Source organism: Zunongwangia sp., assembly GCF_048269745.1.
In the GTDB taxonomy this organism is placed as follows: Bacteria; Bacteroidota; Bacteroidia; order Flavobacteriales; family Flavobacteriaceae; genus Zunongwangia.
The window spans coordinates 182,631-200,121 of record NZ_JBLXIB010000002.1 but is presented as its reverse complement, the minus strand read 5'-3'; the positions used below and the strand labels follow the sequence as shown (position 1 = coordinate 200,121).

Annotated in this window: 13 protein-coding genes and 1 tRNA gene; 8 read left to right on the top strand and 6 right to left on the bottom strand. The window is 32.3% G+C overall.

Going from position 1 to position 17,491, the window contains the following annotated elements:
* Window positions 1–285: 285 nt before the first annotated feature.
* Window positions 286–3,114: a DNA polymerase I gene (gene polA, locus ACN0WI_RS03645; RefSeq protein WP_417885264.1), complete on the bottom strand. Its 2,829-nt coding sequence runs from the start codon at window positions 3,112–3,114 to the stop codon at window positions 286–288.
* Window positions 3,115–3,326: 212 nt separating this feature from the next.
* On the opposite strand from polA, the gene ACN0WI_RS03640 reads away from it, so the two are divergent.
* Together ACN0WI_RS03640 and ACN0WI_RS03635 are read left to right on the top strand one after the other, a co-directional pair.
* A complete protein-coding gene (locus ACN0WI_RS03640) occupies window positions 3,327–4,544 on the top strand; it encodes a metallophosphoesterase (RefSeq protein WP_417885263.1) in 1,218 nt (405 codons plus the stop codon).
* A 72-nt stretch (window positions 4,545–4,616) separates the two neighbouring features.
* Window positions 4,617–4,913, top strand: a complete 297-nt coding sequence (locus ACN0WI_RS03635; RefSeq protein WP_417885262.1) for a thioredoxin family protein — start codon at window positions 4,617–4,619, stop codon at window positions 4,911–4,913.
* A gap of 8 nt (window positions 4,914–4,921) precedes the next feature.
* On the opposite strand, the gene ACN0WI_RS03630 is transcribed toward ACN0WI_RS03635, so the two are convergent.
* The gene (locus tag ACN0WI_RS03630) at window positions 4,922–5,563 is read right to left on the bottom strand and encodes a polysaccharide deacetylase family protein (RefSeq protein ID WP_417885261.1); all 642 of its coding nucleotides are present in this window, start codon (window positions 5,561–5,563) and stop codon (window positions 4,922–4,924) included.
* 57 nt (window positions 5,564–5,620) lie between these two features.
* A complete protein-coding gene (locus tag ACN0WI_RS03625; protein WP_417885260.1) occupies window positions 5,621–8,923 on the bottom strand; it encodes a DUF2723 domain-containing protein in 3,303 nt (1,100 codons plus the stop codon).
* 203 nt (window positions 8,924–9,126) lie between these two features.
* On the opposite strand from ACN0WI_RS03625, the gene ACN0WI_RS03620 reads away from it, so the two are divergent.
* Window positions 9,127–9,199, top strand: a tRNA-Gln gene (locus tag ACN0WI_RS03620).
* 314 nt (window positions 9,200–9,513) lie between these two features.
* The gene (locus tag ACN0WI_RS03615) at window positions 9,514–11,304 is read left to right on the top strand and encodes a sodium:proton antiporter (protein WP_417885259.1); all 1,791 of its coding nucleotides are present in this window, start codon (window positions 9,514–9,516) and stop codon (window positions 11,302–11,304) included.
* A gap of 142 nt (window positions 11,305–11,446) precedes the next feature.
* On the opposite strand, the gene ACN0WI_RS03610 is transcribed toward ACN0WI_RS03615, so the two are convergent.
* The 3 genes from ACN0WI_RS03610 to ACN0WI_RS03600 form a co-directional block, all read right to left on the bottom strand.
* Window positions 11,447–12,022, bottom strand: a complete 576-nt coding sequence (locus ACN0WI_RS03610; RefSeq protein ID WP_417885258.1) for a YceI family protein — start codon at window positions 12,020–12,022, stop codon at window positions 11,447–11,449.
* Between the two features lie 63 nt (window positions 12,023–12,085).
* Complete coding sequence (locus ACN0WI_RS03605; RefSeq protein WP_417885257.1) at window positions 12,086–13,375, bottom strand: hypothetical protein; 1,290 nt, start codon at window positions 13,373–13,375, stop codon at window positions 12,086–12,088.
* A gap of 27 nt (window positions 13,376–13,402) precedes the next feature.
* The gene (locus ACN0WI_RS03600; protein WP_417885256.1) at window positions 13,403–13,936 is read right to left on the bottom strand and encodes a YceI family protein; all 534 of its coding nucleotides are present in this window, start codon (window positions 13,934–13,936) and stop codon (window positions 13,403–13,405) included.
* Window positions 13,937–14,187: 251 nt separating this feature from the next.
* Here ACN0WI_RS03600 and ACN0WI_RS03595 point away from each other — a divergent pair, with 251 nt between their 5' ends.
* The 4 genes from ACN0WI_RS03595 to cysD all read left to right on the top strand — a co-directional run bounded on the left by ACN0WI_RS03595 (window position 14,188) and on the right by cysD (window position 17,488).
* Window positions 14,188–14,664 (top strand): UpxY family transcription antiterminator, encoded by a 477-nt coding sequence (locus tag ACN0WI_RS03595; RefSeq protein WP_417885255.1) that lies wholly within the window; start codon window positions 14,188–14,190, stop codon window positions 14,662–14,664.
* 323 nt (window positions 14,665–14,987) lie between these two features.
* Window positions 14,988–15,986, top strand: coding sequence for a mannose-1-phosphate guanylyltransferase (locus tag ACN0WI_RS03590; RefSeq protein WP_417885254.1), 999 nt, complete (start codon window positions 14,988–14,990; stop codon window positions 15,984–15,986).
* Window positions 15,987–15,989: 3 nt separating this feature from the next.
* On the top strand, window positions 15,990–16,583 hold the full coding sequence (gene cysC / locus ACN0WI_RS03585; RefSeq protein ID WP_417885253.1) for an adenylyl-sulfate kinase: 594 nt from the start codon (window positions 15,990–15,992) through the stop codon (window positions 16,581–16,583).
* On the top strand, window positions 16,583–17,488 hold the full coding sequence (gene cysD, locus ACN0WI_RS03580; protein WP_417885252.1) for a sulfate adenylyltransferase subunit CysD: 906 nt from the start codon (window positions 16,583–16,585) through the stop codon (window positions 17,486–17,488). Before cysC ends, cysD begins: the two co-directional genes overlap by 1 nt.
* Window positions 17,489–17,491 lie beyond the last annotated feature (3 nt).

Genomic DNA, 17,491 nt, shown 5'->3' with positions numbered 1-17,491 from the left:
CGCTCATGATGAGAGCCCTAAAAGAAAAAATTAATATATGCAGATGAGGGAATTTTATGAAAATTAGTTAATGATTGAATCCAGGCAAAAAGTAATAATTAACGATAAGTGGTATTTTTTGTGTTAATAAAAGCCTAAAAAAATGTTTAAATGAATTAAATTTAAAATCTAGAAAAAAGAATTACTTGAGGCAAAACTTATACTTGTTTTTAAGATTAATTTTTTAGTGTTAGATAAGAAACCTCGTCTGTTATATGTAGGGTAAACAGACGGGGTTTTCTTTATTTAGTGGGCTTCTAGCCAATTTTGTCCTTTTCCTAAATCTACATCAAGTGGAACGTTAAGCTTGTAAGCATTTTCCATAGCTTCTTTAATAAGAGTAGTTACTTTCTCTAATTCCGGCTTGTAAACATCAAAAACCAATTCATCGTGTACTTGTAGTAACATTTTGGTTTTATAATTATTTTCTTTTAGTTTTTTATGAATATCGATCATAGCTATTTTAATAATGTCTGCAGCACTTCCTTGAATGGGTGCATTTACCGCATTTCGTTCTGCAGCTCCACGAACTATTGCATTTTGGGAATTAATATCTTTTAAATATCTCCTTCTTCCTAATACTGTTTGCACGTAGCCATTTTCTCTGGCAAAAGCTACTTGGTCTGCAATATAATTGCTAAGTTTTGGATATGTTTTATAATAAGTGTCAATTAATTCTTTTGATTCTGCTCGGCTCAAACTGGTTTGGTTACTTAATCCGAAAGCAGATACACCATAAATAATCCCGAAATTTACTGTTTTTGCATTACTACGCTGTTCTCGAGTTACTTCTTCGATTGACACATTAAATACTTGAGAAGCGGTAGAAGCGTGAATATCTTCACCATCTTTAAAAGCTTTAATCATTGTTTCTTCTTCGCTTAATGCAGCAATTATACGAAGTTCAATCTGTGAGTAATCGGCTGCTACTAAAATGTAATCCTCATTTCTAGGGATAAATGCTTTTCTAACTTGTCGACCTCTTTCCGTACGAATAGGAATATTTTGAAGATTAGGGTTGTTGGAACTTAATCTTCCGGTAGCAGCAATGGTTTGTACATATTCAGTATGCACACGTCCTGTAGGTTTTTCAACCTGATTTGGTAATGCATCTATATAGGTGTTTTGTAATTTTACTAAACCTCTATAATCTAATACATACTGAACAATGTCGTGCTCGCTGGCTAAATAGGAAAGTACATCTTCACTAGTAGAATACTGTCCAGTTTTTGTTTTTTTTGGTTTTTTGACTAACGCTAATTTTTCAAAAAGAATAATCCCAAGTTGCTTAGGTGAGCTAATTTTGAATTCCTCGCCGGCAGCTTCGTAAATTTTTGCTTCCAATTCTTTAATATCACGATCTAAAGCATCTGAAAGTGATTCTAAAAAGTCTAAATCGAGGTTTATTCCTTCAATTTCCATATCGGCAAGCACTTCAACTAAAGGCATTTCTATGTCTTTAAACAGTTTTTTGGTTTTTGCTTCTTCTAATTCTTGTTGAAAAAATTCTTTAAGTTGAAAGGTAATATCAGCATCTTCAGCAGCATATTCGGTTTGTTCGGCTAGTGGAACATCACGCATGCTTTTTTGGTTTTTACCTTTTTTACCAATTAAGTCTGAAATGGGCTTAGGCGTATAATTTAGGTAAGTTTCTGCTAAAATATCCATGTTATGTCGCATATCCGGATTAATTAGATAATGCGCAATCATAGTATCGAAGGTAGGTCCTTTTAATTCGATGTTGTATTTAGCAAGAACTTTAATGTCGTATTTTAAATTCTGACCTATTTTCTCAATTTTTGGGTCTTCAAAAAAGGGTCTTAATAATTCGATATGTTGCTGTGCTTTTTCGAAGTCTTCTTCAAAAGGAATATAGTAACCTTTACCAGCTTCCCAAGAAAAAGAAATACCTACAAGTTGGGCTTCTAAAGGATTAAGACTTGTTGTTTCAGTATCAAAACAAACCGAATTTTGTTTCATTAATTTCTGAATGAACAAGCGTAAAGCTAAACCACTATCTACTTTCTGGTAAACATGAGGTGTGGTCTCTAAATTTCTACGACTGCTAGATTCTTCAATTTTTTCGTTGCCATCTCCTCCAAACAAAGAAAACTGTCCGGACCCTGCGACTTTAGCATTTTCTTTAGCAGAAGGGGAATTGCTAACTTGAGTAACTGTTTCTTTTTCCTCGTTATTGAAGAGTTTAATGAATTGATCTTTTAAACGTCTAAACTCTAAATCGTCAAAAATAGCCTGAACTTTTTCTGAATCAGGCATAGAAAGCTCGTAATTCTTTGCTTGAAATGTTACATCGCAATCAATAATAATTCGAGCTAGTTTTTTAGAAAGCATGCCTTGTTCTGCATTGGCTTCAACCTTTTCTTTCATTTTGCCTTTTAGCTTATCGGTATTGGCAAGTAACTCCTCCATAGAGCCGAATTGCTTCAAGAACTTTTTAGCTGTTTTGTCTCCTACGCCAGGTAGACCGGGAATGTTATCTACAGCATCACCCATCATTCCCAAATAATCGATTACCTGCTCAGGGCGTTCAATTTCAAATTTTTTCTGAACTTCAGGAATTCCCCAAATTTCAATTCCATTTCCCATTCTTGCCGGGCGATACATGAATATATTTTCAGAGACTAACTGTGCAAAATCTTTATCAGGTGTAACCATAAAAACCTGATAATTCTCTTTTTCTGCTTGCTTGGCAAGTGTTCCAATAATATCATCGGCTTCACATCCAGCTAATTCAACAACCGGAATATGCATAGCGTTTAAAATATCCTGAATAATCGGGATGGCTTGTTGAATAGGCTCTGGTGTAGCGTCTCTATTTGCTTTATATTCAGAAAATAATTCTGTTCGTAATTTACTTCCTTGCTTATCGAAGCAAACAGCTAAATGATCGGGTTTTTCTCTTCGAATTACATCGAATAAAGAATTCATAAAACCCATAATAGCTGAAGTATCGAAACCTTTTGAATTTATTCTAGGGTTTTTTATAAAAGCATAGTAGCCACGAAAAATTAATGCATACGCATCTACTAAAAAGAGTCGCTTTTGAGTTGCCATAGTATTTGGAAATTTTTTCAGAATAAATTCAAAACTACAAAGATAAAATTAGACCGAGAGTTAAGGGTCTAATTTTATCTTTGTAGTTGATATCGGGAAATCCTAAAATAAGCTTTTACTTTTTCAATATTATATGACGTTTTGAACGTTAAATTATCTTTAAATCCATACTTATGCTATACTATTAAAATTACTTTCGCAAAAAAAACTTCATGCGTTGGCTATTATTAATTATAATTACACTTCTAGTTGATGTATATGCTTATCAGGCATTTCGAACTCTTAATAGGAGTGCATTGTTGTTAGTGCTTTATTTTTTTATAACTGCTGTGGTTGTTGGTAGTTTTATATATAAATTATATACTTCTAACGGAAATTTTTTTAGTGCCTTAGGTGTTGAATTTGGTGTTTTTTTGGCGGTATTTTTAGCTAAATTAGTACTAGTGTTGTTTTTATTTGGAGAAGATATTTCTAGATTTTTTATAGGTATTTTTCACTTAAGTAGTGGAGAGTTTTTTAAGACGCCCGGGCGAAGAAAATTTATAAGTACGTTGGCGTTAGGTGTTGCTTCAATACCTTTTTTAGGAGTTTTGTATGGTATATTTAAAGGGAAATATGATTTTAGAGTATTAAATTATACATTGTATTTTGATGATTTGCCCGATGCTTTTGATGGGTATAGAGTTGCACAGATAAGTGATATCCATAGTGGTAGTTTCGATAATAAAGAGAAAGTAGAGTATGGGATAGATCTTGTTAATCAACAGAATGCAGATGTTCTCTTTTTTACAGGAGATTTAGTGAATAGAGTAGCTTCTGAAATGGAAGATTGGACAAACACTTTTTCTGCATTAAAGGCTGAAGATGGAGTATACTCTATTTTAGGAAACCATGATTATGGAGATTATGCTGGATGGAATACTAAAGAAGAAAAAGCAGAAAATTTACAACGTTTAAAAAACATTCATAAAGAAATGGGTTGGGATTTGCTTTTAAATGAACACCGATATTTAAAACGAGGAGTGGACAAAATAGCTGTTTTAGGAGTTGAAAATTGGGGGAAAGGGCATTTTAAAAAAGCAGGAGATTTAGAAAAAGCCGGAAAAAATGTAGCTGATGCGGATTTTAAAATAGTATTAAGTCATGATCCTTCTCATTTTCAGGAAAAGATAAAAAACAACAAAAAATTTTACCATCTTACACTAAGCGGGCATACACATGGTATGCAATTTGGAATTGAAATTCCAGGTTTTATAAAATGGAGTCCGGCTAAATATAGATATAAAAACTGGGTAGGAATATATCAAGAAAATGGACGTTATATTAATGTGAATAGGGGGTTTGGATATTTAGCATTTCCCGGAAGAGTGGGAATGTGGCCAGAAGTGAGTGTTATAACATTAAAAAAAGGGACAAAACCAGTATCGTAAAATAAATTGCTATATTTGATGTTGCGTTAATTATTAGGTATAGCAGAACACGTAAAAAAACGGAATTACAACATGTCAAAATTTGGAGAATTAGTTAATTTAGAAATTCCTGTATTACTCGATTTTTATACCGAATGGAATGAAGCTTCGGTTAAAATGCATCCAGTACTTCGAGATGTTGCCGCAACTATGGGAGAGAAAGCACGTGTTATTAAAATTGATGTTGATAAAAATACGCAGTTGGCAGAAGCTTTACGTGTAAAGGGGTTACCTACTTTAATGATTTATAAAAATGGAGAGATGAAATGGCGAGAAAGTGGAGAGCAAGATGCCGATTCTATTTTATCTAAATTGAATGAATTTCAATAGTGTTTTTATTATAAATTTTCGAAAGACCAGCCTTTCTTTGCATAGTATTCCATTAATTTTGGTAGTACATATATAAGGTTTTTTTGGGCTTTTAAACTGTCATGAAATACAACTACGCTACCTGGTGTAATTAATTTTATGCAATTTTTTAGGCATTTTTCAGCATCATAAGTTTGATCGTAATCACCAGATATTACATCCCACATTACAATTTTATAACCTAATTTTTGAAGCTTTTTAGCCTGTTTGTTTTTAATCCTTCCGTAGGGAGGCCTAAAAAATTTATTTTCAGATATGGTTTTTGCTTTATACTCATTAATAATAGCATCTGTTTTAGCAATATTTTCTATATAATGATCTAATTTGGTTCGCCAGCCATTTAAATGGTTGAAAGTGTGGTTACCAATTGTATGATTGCTAGTAATTATTTCCTGAAAAACATCCGGATGTTTCTTTATGTTATTTCCAATACAAAAAAAGGTAGCTTTTGCTGAAAAGTTAGCTAATGTTTGTAATACCCAAGGGGTAACTTCAGGTATTGGCCCATCATCAAAACTTAGGTAAATTGTTTTCTCCTTCGTTATTTTAGAAATTCTTGAAGGATATAATTTTTGGAGTATTGTCGGATATTTTAAGATAAACCGGTTCATAAAAATAATGCCCGAAATTATCAATTTTTAATGATGATTTCGGGCATTAAATAAATTTTAGTTAGCGTTTGAATCCATTTGCAATGAATCTGGTTTACTCGGTAATTTATTGTCTAATTGCTGTTCAATGGCTTTGTCTTGAGGAACTGTTGTTTCAGTATCTAACTCTTCATCTTGACCATAAAAATGTCTGAATTTCTTTAGATAATTATTAAATGTTTCAGCTTCAGGTTTTATTAGTTCTTCATCTTGATTAGTAACTAAAATATCAACTAAGCTTCGGTAACGTTCAATGCTGCCAAAAATTTCCTGAGCATACGCTCTTTGTCTTTCAAAACTCCATGTGCTATAATAATCTAATCGTTGTTTATACTTAATAGCAACATTTTTCCAAAGTTTTCGCGCTTTCTCTTCGTTTCCTACTTTGTAATACCCATCTATAAATGGTTCTAATAAACTGTAGTATCCATAATAATTTACCGGTAAATTATCCATGCCTATGTCTAGTATTTCTTCAGCTCGTTTAGTGTCTCCTTCTTTTAATAAGCTTTCTACTAATCGTGCTAAATTACTTCTATAGGTTATCGAATTTTTTCGAGTTTCAGGATCATGATAAATTTCATGATCTCCCATATTACCCCAGTCCCAATTTTTAACGATATTATACATTTTTTCAGTATCAATACGGCCCATTTCGTATGGGTTTCTTGGGTTTATAGGAGTTTTAATAGGTACTAATTTATAAGCAACTCCATCTAATTCTAAGTAATCTTTCATCCAAAGATAATCATCGTCACCAAAGCTTCCTCCGGTAAAATATATTGGACGATCCCAATTATTATTTGCAATAATATCTAGCATTAGTAATCGGTTTTTGTAAATAACCGAGCTCCCAATTTCAAGATCTATTTTATCAACTATTTTATCAGCATCTTTTTTATCTACAATTCTATTTTCTAAAACTTTTTGTTTATTAACCGGAATGCTAACGTGCTTAGTAGGGAAAGTATTCATTAATTGATTTGATGAAACTTCTGCTTTTGTTCTGCGATCATCACTTTCAATATAATTCATCCAACTTTTTATATTTAGTGTGTCTTGAGTTATTTCTCGAAGAAATACCACATCGTTTTTTCCACTATAAAATTCATGTGTTAACTGGGAAGGTATGGGATCACTTTTAAATGCTTTCCGTTTCATTTGGTCGATATACCAATCTGTAGCAAATAAGCTGGTGTTTATTACTCGTACATCGGTTCGGTAGCGTTCAATTTGTTGCGCGTACCAAAGTGCAAAAGTATCATTATCTCCAATGGTAAATATAATTCCATTTTCGTCAACCGAATCTAGATACATTTTAGCCATTGCTAAGGCTGAATATTTATTAGAACGATCGTGATCGTCCCAATTTTCAGCAGCCATAATGGAAGGTACAATTAATGAAAGTGCAATGACAACTGGTGCTATAATTTTTGGAGCAACAAATTGTTTTAGTTTATCGTAAATAGCATAAACCCCAAAGCCAATCCACATGGCAAATACATAAAAAGATCCTACTAAAGCGTAATCTCGTTCTCGAGGTTCAAATGGACGTTCATTAAGGTATATTTTAAGGGCAATTCCTGTAAATAAAAAGAATACTAATAATACCCAAAATCTCTTTGAATCTTTTTTGAAATGAAAAACGAAACCAATTACTCCTAAAATGAATGGAAGGAAATAATAAGTATTTCTAGCCGGATTATTTTTAACATCATCCGGTAAATTATCTTGAGGGCCTAAATGCATTTCATCAATAAAAGGAATACCACTTAGCCAATTTCCGTGTAAATCGTTTTTTTTGCCTTGAATATCATCTTGGCGTCCTACAAAATTCCACATAAAATAGCGCCAATACATGTAACCAAATTGATAATTTATTAAGTAGTACATGTTTGAAGCAAATGAAGGAGGTTCTACATTAATGTAATCTCCAAATTGCTTTAAAAATTGATGGTAATCACTATTATCTAGCTCACCACTATTATAACGTTGTTTAAATTGATTAATAGCCTGTATTAATCGTTCTTCACTTTGATATTCTGGTTTTATAGTAAACTTTAATGGACCGGTATAATCCATATAATTAACAGCATGTTCTGTACTCCACATTCTCGGTAAGAATGTTTTGTGTCCATCATCTAAATTCTGTCTAGCATTTTTCCAATCGTTTACAACTAAATATTTTCCAGCTTTCTCGTTCTTTTCATATTTTGGTTTAGCATCTTTATATGGGTTGTCTTTATCTAAACCAGCATACATTTCTGTCCATTGCGGCCCGTAAAATAAATGAGTTTCACCATATTGTTCTCTATTGTAATATGCTAATAATTCTCTTGCATTATCAGGGTTGTTTTCGTTGATTATGGTTGGAGCATTAGATCGTATAGGTAACATAATCCAGCTAGAAAAACCAATAAGTATAAATAGAATACATAAAAGCAATGTGTTTAATTGCGATTTTTGATGTTTTCGAGTGTAATTAATCCCAAAATAAAAAGCAGCTATAATTACTAAAAAGGCAATTATAGTACCTGTGTTGAAAGGCATTCCTAGTGAATTGGTAAAAAATACTTCGGAAGCAGAGAAAAATGTAAGAGTGTATGGAAGTAGTAATTTAAATATAAATAAAAGTACTGCTACTACAACTACATTTGCTATTAAGAAGTTTTTTACGGTAACCTTTGGGTAATTTTTAAAGAAGTATAGAAAACCTATAGCGGGAATAGTTAATAGCCCCATAAAGTGAATACCGAATGTAAGTCCAATTACAAATGAGATTAAAATAACCCATTTATTTCCTCTGGGCTTAAACATATCGCGTTCCCATAGAAGTCCCAAGTAAAACATTACAGACATCAAGCAGGCTGCGCCGGCATATACTTCAGCTTCTACAGCACTAAACCAAAAACTGTCTGTAAATGTAAATGCTAACGACCCTACGGCAGCACTTCCTAAAATTATTAATTTTCCTCCAAAATCTAGTTCAGAAATAGGTTTAGAAACCTTTCTGATTAATAAAGTTATTGACCAGAACATGAATAATATAGCAAATGCACTAGCTAAGCCCGACATAAAATTAACCATAAGGGCAATTTTAGAATTATCGGGGGCGAAAACGGAAATAAATGCACCAAGCATTTGATATAGAGGAGCTCCTGGAGGGTGACCAACTTCAAGGTTGGAAGAAGTTGATATATACTCACCTGCATCCCAGAAACTTGCAGTAGGTTCTAAAGTAGAAGTATAAGTAAAAAGTGCTACAGCAAAAACACACCATCCTACAATTATATTCCACTTTTTAAAATTAAATGTTGTCATTTTTTGAAACGTTGAAAACTTGTGTGGCGAATTTAATAATAAAAATGTTGAACGCCTGAATAACGTAATTGAATATAGATTTATTTTTTAAATATTTTGTTTTGAGTTAGTTGAATTTTAAATTTATTAGTTTTTCAAAAAAAAATAAAAAAAGTTTTGTGTAAATGAAAGTTTATTTTAAATTTGCATCCGCATTCAAGCAATGGCCTATGGTGTAACTGGCAACACGTCTGGTTTTGGTCCAGAAGAGTCTAGGTTCGAGCCCTAGTAGGCCAACACAAATCCTCAAACTAACGTTTGGGGATTTTTTGTTTTAGAACTATTCATTCTTAAATAGGTAAATTCTCTTATTGAAATATTAGTATTGCATAATTCTTTTATCATTTCTGTAGTGCAACGTTTCCATATATGAAGTATTATATATGTTTTTAATTAAAATAGACTTTGGAATTACTGAAAATAAAAAGTTATGATGCTAAGTTGATCTTTGAACTAGAACTTTCTAATATCTTAATTATTGTTAAATGCAATTACTTATATTTGCTAATTGCAGAACCCTATCTTTCCACTAGGAATTTAAATATTTATAGATGACAACAGGTGCTATTGTTACCATTCTTGTAATTATAGGAGCAATAATTCTTTTTGCAATAGAATTAGTTTCTATCGATTTGGTAGCGCTTTTAGCGATGATTATTTTAGTATTGTCTGGAGTGATTTCTCCTCAGCAAGGAGTGGAAGGCTTTAGCAATACAGCAACAATAACCGTTGCTTTTATGTTTGTTCTAAGTAATGCATTGCTTAAAACAGGTGCGCTTCAATACGTAGCGCATCGACTTTCCAGTATTTTTAGGTATCATTTTTATATAGGAATGACACTTATGATGTTGTTAATAGCACTGATTTCTGCTTTTGTAAATAATACACCAGTAGTTGCTGTTTTTATCCCGGTTATAGTTCAAATTGCTCATGCTTCAGGACGTAGCCCCTCAAAAATGTTGATTCCACTCTCTTTTGCTTCAATTTTTGGAGGAGCTTGTACCCTAATAGGAACCTCCACCAATATATTAGTAGGAAGTATAGCAAAAGAAGCAGGTATTTCAATTTCAATGTTCGATATGACGTTTCTTGGTGTTGTTTTTCTGGCAGTGGGAATTTTATATATGGTTCTTTTAGGTATTAATCTACTTCCCGAAAATAGGCAAGATGAAAATCTGAGTAAGAGGTTTCGGATGAGTGATTATATAACAGAGATTAAGTTGTTAGAAAAACAAAAATCTATAGGAAAGCCAATAATGGAGTCTTCTTTGGTGAAAGAATTAGAAATGGATGTAATAGAAGTTCGTAGGGGGGATAAAAAATTTACTTTACCACCTGGGGATTTTTACTTAGAAGAAAACGATGTTTTAAAAGTTAGGTGTGATGTAGAAAAAATAAAATCTCTTAAAGATCGCGCAAAAATATTGGTGGGTAACGATGTAATGATTGGTGATGATAATTTAAAAGGAACCGATTCCACAATAGTGGAGATGGTTATTACTGCAAACTCTGAAATAGATGGTAAAACTTTAAAAGAAATAGATTTTAGAAGAAGTTATAGAGCTATTCCTTTAGCGATTAGACATCGTGAAGATATAAAACACGATCATCTTTATAAAGTTCCTCTAAAAGCAGGAGATGTAGTTTTAGCAGAAGTTAAAAGTCATTATTTACGTGTTCTTAAAAGAAAAGAGAACTCTCAGAATGCACCATTTGTGTTACTTTCAGAAGATACTTTAGTTGATTTTGATAAGAAGAAATTTTTAATGGTTATAGCAGTAATTGCTATAATGGTTTTATTAGCTTCCTTAGGGGTGTTAGATATTATGGTTGGCGCGCTAAGCGGAGCAATTTTTTTAGTTTTGTTTGGTGTTCTTTCAATGAAAGAGTTATATAAAGCAATAAACTGGCGAATTGTATTTTTACTAGCAGGAGCTTTAAGTATAGGTACAGCAATGCATAATACAGGCTTGGATATCAAGATTGCAGATTTATTAGTAGATAATCTAGGATTTTGGGGACCAATAGCAATACTTTCTGGTTTGTATATAGGAACTTCTTTACTTACAGAAGTTATGTCTAATACTGCGGCGGCGGCATTGTTAGCACCAATAGCAATAGCTACCGCTTCTAATTTAGATTTAGAGGCGATGCCTTTTTTAATGGCTGTTATGTTTGCCGCTTCAGCAAGCTTTATGACGCCCGTGGGATATCAGACTAATACTATGGTTTATAGTGCGGGACAGTATAAATTTATGGATTTTATAAAAGTAGGAACTCTACTTAATATAATTTTTTGGATTATGGCTACTTTTCTAATTCCGCTATTCTATAAATTTTAATATAATTTTCAGTAGTAATTAAATGTGAGATTTAGAGAAGGATAATTTAATTATCTGTTTGGAAAGCTTATTAAGTTATATTGAATAAAAAACGCCCCAATTTTTAGAAAAGAGACGTGTTTTTTGTGTTTATTATTTCTTTCTAAGGAATATCTAGATATAGATTGAAATCGATATCTATATCTTTTTTTACTTTAATCAGACCAAACATTTTTGAAGGAGGACTAAGTTCGAAATCATTGATATTTAATTCTAAAGAGCCTTTGTAATTATTATCACTTTCATTAAAATGAATAAGTGTTTTGAAGGTTTTAGATATTCCGGCAATTGTGATTTCTAATATAGCTTCAGCATTATTTACTTTTAGATTTTTAAGTTGCCGAACTTCAATTTCTATAGTAGGGAATTGTTTCGCTTTAATTAGAGATAGAAAATCTTTATTTATAGCTCTGCTTCCACAATCAAATCCATCAGAAGCTAATATAAGTTTTGTGTTTTTTAGTAGAAATTCATTATCTGCAGTTTGTTTATAGATAATGTTTAATTCCGAAGGCAATAAATTCGGATTAAATACACAAGTAAAAGAGTTGATATTAGTATCGCCGGTTATCGTTAAACTAGATTTAGGCGATATTTTAATATTTCCTTCTTTTTTAGGGATTTGAGCGTTTGAAAACATGCCAATTAGTATTAAAATTGTACTTAGCAAAGTTTTCATAATAAAATAAATTAAAAAAGCCGAACAACTGTTGAAGGTTGTCCGGCTTTTGAAGTGTTATATTTAGAAACTAATTACGGCTTCAACCATTCCACCGTCAAATTTACCTCCATTTAAAAGGCTGCCTTCTCCAAAATCATTATAATTTTGTACTACATATTCAGCTTTTAATAGGATGTTTTTAGTCATAAACCAACCTGCAGCGGCTTGAAATCTATCGATACTTACATCTTGTCCGGAGATATCTTCTGAGTCTACATAGTTGTAGCGAGCTCCAACGTATAGATTTTCGTTAAGTCCAAAACGGTAAACTAATTCACCAGCATACTGGTTAACAGTACGATCATCAATTTCGCTACTTGCTTTACCTGTAGAAGTTTCAATAGTTCCAAAGAATTCAAGTCCTCTATACTTAACGAAAGGATTAATCATTATAGCTCTAATTTTATTTTCTAATTTAGGGTCGTATCTTGATGCTCTAAAGTTATCATTAGTACTACCTAATTCTTGCATTACGCTATAATATCTTGCACCAGCTCTGTCTCCACTGTATAAGTGAGTTTCAGGAATGTACCCGGTATTATAGATAGATCCTGTAAGACGAACACGTAAATCATTATTTAGTTGTTTGTCGTATCCTAGTTTTGCTAAGAAAGAAGCACCGCCAGTTTTGTTATATTCATTTTCAGTAACAGATTGGTTTAATTTACCATTAGTAAAACCAACCATTCCTATAAAACCGTTACGGCGGTAGTAAAGTTCAGCTCCTACTTCAGTAGTAAAACCATCCATAATTAAGTTTCCAACAAATGGGTTGTAGATGGCTTCTGCGTTATCCGATCTACGGAAGTGAGCATCACCATAGTTGTTTTCCATATGTCCAATTTTAATGGTGGTATATTTCATAAAGTCTTTCAAAAAGCCTTTTTGAACAAAATCTAATTTATCCACTAATAAATAACCTCCTTTTACATAAGGTTCGTGATGGTGTCTAGAAGATAGGTAAGTACGAAGGTGTAATCTAACTCCATCATAAAGAACTACGTCTAAATCGAAATTTGCCGTAGGTAGATTGAAATTTTCACCAACACCCTGAACTTGATTTAGTTCTGTATTTGAGTTTTCATTGTCAATTGCTTGAAATTGTAAAGCAAATGCTCCACCAATTCTAACATCGATTCCATCAAAAGAAGTAACTGTATCTTTTGGTGCTTCAAACACATTAATACCTCTTTGGTCGGGTAATCTATAGTTATCTAAAATTCTAGAACTATTTATTTCTTGTGCTTGGGTATTCTTTATTCCAAAGAGGAATAAAGAAGCAATTGCGGAGATTTTTAATAATTTATTCATCGTAATAATGTTTAATAGATATAGTGATTATTGTTTAAAGTTGAATTCGAAGTTAATAGTTACCTCTTCTCCAGTTTTGATAGTTCCCATTAAAGCTGTAGGAGGTTCAACTCCATAATGAGTCATGTTTACTGTTTTCTTTCCTTTTACAGTAATTTGTTGATTAGTTTCTGAAGTAGTGAATGGAATGGTTACTGTTTTTTGCTGTCCAGCAATTTGTAAAATTCCAGTAACTTTTTTGTCGGTTACATTTTTAGATTTGAAAGTAATGTTTGGGTTATCATCAGATTTTAAAGCTTCAAAAGCATTTTTATTCATTCCTCCTTTGCCACTATCTAAAGATTCGGTAGGGATTTGAACTTTTATTGAAGTTATATTTCCATTTTCAGCAACAAGAGTTCCTTGTGCTTTATTTCCTTCCATTTCCCAATCGTGAATGTTAGAAGTACCTTCTACTAAAATATCACTTTTTTCAAGTGTGAAATTTTGAGCAGATATGGAAGAAACACTTAAAATAAATGTTACTAAAACAGCTAATTTGGTAAGGGATTTTGAAATCATAATTATTGTTTTTTAAAAGTATTTGAAGCAAAATTAGGTAAGAAGTACCACTGTGAATATGACTAATGTCATGTTTTAGTATTTCCCTTCAACTATTTATTAACAATATGGATTTCGTTATTTGTTTTAATGCTTCATTTTGATCTAATTAAAGTGAAATTTTAATTTTTATTACCTTTGGATTAATTGTATTTATCTTCAATTTGTTATTAAAATAATATTGAGGTGTTTGAATAAATAAGGATATTATTATGAAGTGGTATGTAATTTATACAAAACCTAAAGCTGAACTTAAAGTAACTAATACTTTAGAGAAGTTAGGAGTAGAAGTTTATTGTCCAACTTTTGAAGAAATTCGGCAATGGAGTGATCGAAAAAAGAAAATTACCACACCTTTATTTAAATCTTATGTATTTGTTCGGCTGAAAGAAAAAGAACGCCCTATTGTTTTTGACGTTCCGGGGGTAGTACGCTATCTTTTCTGGTTAGGAAAGCCTGCTATAGTTAGAAACTGTGAAATTGAAGATTTAAAGCAATGGCTTAGTAGGAAAGATCTGACACAAATAAAAGCGACTTCATTTAAGGTTGGAGATGAGGTTCAATTAGCGAATACGATAGATAAAAATAAATTGATAATAGAAGAAATTTGTCGAGGAAAAGCAAAATTGATACTTCCAAAATTAGGCTATAAAATAGAAGCTAAATTATGTGATATCATTAATATTTAATCTTTATTTTAAGAATAGTTCTTATTTGTAAGTTAATCTTCTTTTTGTTTTTTCTTCTTATAAGAAAATGTTAAATTTTAACTTAAATAAATTAACAAAGAATTATTTGTTTCTTACTGTTAAATAAATAGTTTTGGTTTTTCATTATTAGTTGTATGATATACTAATTTTTGAGTATTACTAAAATTATACTATTTTTTAAGTAGAATGTATGTTTTTAACAATGAGTCTTTTACAAGTGTAAGTGGGATTCATTTTGCGAAGCTGTATAAAAAAATGAATTCTTCTGTTATATTGAAAGTGAAATCTAACTTATCCAAAATATGAATGTGTATCATGTGGTGTTAACCGGTGGAGTGGGAAGTAGACTTTGGCCATTATCCCGTAAGTCTAAACCAAAACAATACCTTGAGATTTTTAACGATCAGTCGCTTTTCGAACTTGCCGTTGAAAGAAATCAAAAATTGACTAATGGTTTAATTGTAGTAGGAAATAAAGATAATAGAGAATTATCTTTGAATAGTCTTCATAAGATGGGTGTTGAAGATTATGGGGAAGTTGTAGAAGCAACGCCAAGAAATACAGCACCTGCAATTGCTTTTTCGGCTTTTCAGGCAGCTCCGGGAGATATTCTTCTAGTAACACCGGCAGATCATATTATTAAAGCAGATGACTCTTACGAAAAAGCAGTAAGTGATGCTATACAGTTAGCTCAAAGCGGTGCTATTGTTACTTTTGGTGTGAAACCTACGCGTCCTGAAACGGGATATGGATACATAGAATCTAAAGGGCAAGATGTTATATCATTTAGAGAAAAGCCTAATTTAGAAACAGCTAAAAGTTTTTTACATAAAGGTAATTTTCTATGGAATAGTGGTATGTTTTGTTTTAAAGCGGGTGTTTTTTTAGAAGAATTAAAACAATACGAACCAAAAGTATACGAAGCTTCAAAAAAAGCTTTTGAAAATGCGGAAAATGGATATTTAGACGAAGCTTTATCAAATGAAATTCCATCCATAAGTGTGGATTATGCGGTTATGGAGCGCAGTCAGCATATACAGGTAGTGAATGCGGAATTTGAATGGAGCGACATGGGAAGTTTTGAAGCGGTATATGATTATTTGAAGGAGACCGGTCATCCGGTAGATGAAAATGGGAATATGGTAATTGGAGCTAATAATTTTACCGCTTTTGTGGGTTTGAAAGATTGTATTTTTGTGTGTACTAAAGATGCGAATCTAATTCTTTCAAAAGAAGCTTCGCAAGATGTAAAAGGAATATATCAAGAACTAACCGACGCTAATTCAGCTTTAATTCAATAGTAAATGGGGAATATAATTCCACATTATTATGATATTACAAATACAGATAGAGCTAAACTCAAAAATCAACGTCCCAAAGTTATTTGGTTTAGTGGTCTTTCGGGCTCAGGTAAATCGACGCTTGCAAATCTATTAGAAAATAAACTATTTCAAGATGGATTCCATACATTTGTACTAGACGGCGATAATATCCGTATGGGGTTAAGTCAAGATTTAAGTTTTTCATTAGAAGATCGAAAAGAGAATTTACGAAGAATTGCCGAAGTAGCTCAGCTATTTTTAAAATCAGGCATTATAGTGTTGGCAGCATTCATTACCCCAAAGCAAAAAGATAGAAAGTTGATCAAATCGATATTAGGAGAATCTCTAATTAATATTTTTGTGGATACGCCGCTCGAAGTTTGTGAAAAGCGAGATGTAAAAGGCTTATATAAAAAAGCAAGAGCAGGTGAAATTGCTAATTTTACAGGAGTGAGTTGTACCTTTGAAACGCCAACTCATCCGGATCTTACAATTAAAACTGAAGAAGAATCAATAAAAGAAAGTATTGGTCTAATATATAACTATATTAGACCCTTTATAATCGAAGGCGAATAATGAAGAAATATTATCTAAATTATTTAGACGAATTAGAATCAGAAGCAATTTTCGTATTACGAGAAGTTTGGGCGCAATTTGAAAATCCGGTGATCCTTTTTTCAGGAGGAAAAGATTCTATTTTGGTTACTCATTTAGCAAAAAAAGCATTTTATCCGAGTAAAATTCCATTCTCATTAATGCATATAGATACCGGGCATAATTTTCCTGAAACAATTGCTTTTAGAGATCGTTTAGTAAATAAACTTGGGGTTAATTTGTTAGTAGGTTCTGTGCAGGAATCTATAGATGAAGGTCGCGTAGCAGAAGAAAAAGGAAAAAATGCCACTCGAAATGCCTTGCAAATTACAACCTTGCTCGATGCAATCGAAAATCATAAAATAGATTGTGCCATTGGCGGTGGTCGCCGAGATGAAGAAAAAGCTCGAGCAAAAGAACGTTTCTTTTCGCATCGAGATGATTTTGGGCAATGGGATCCTAAAAATCAGCGTCCGGAATTATGGAACTTATTAAACGGAAAGTGTTTTGAAGGAGAACACTTTAGAGCCTTTCCGATAAGTAACTGGACTGAGATGGATGTTTGGAATTATATAAAGAGAGAGAATATTGAAATACCATCCTTATATTATGCTCATGATCGGGAAGTGGTTTGGAGAAGCAATTCTTGGATTCCGGTTTCTGAATTTTTGAAATTAGAAGAAGGAGAAAAAATAGAGCGTAAAAAAATACGTTTTAGAACCTTAGGTGATATTACAATTACTGGAGGTATAGAATCGGATGCCGATACGCTAGAAAAAATAGCAGAAGAAGTAGCAGCCATGCGTAAGACAGAAAGAGGCGATCGATCGGATGATAAGCGTTCGGAAACCGCAATGGAAGATCGAAAAAAGCAAGGCTATTTTTAATTA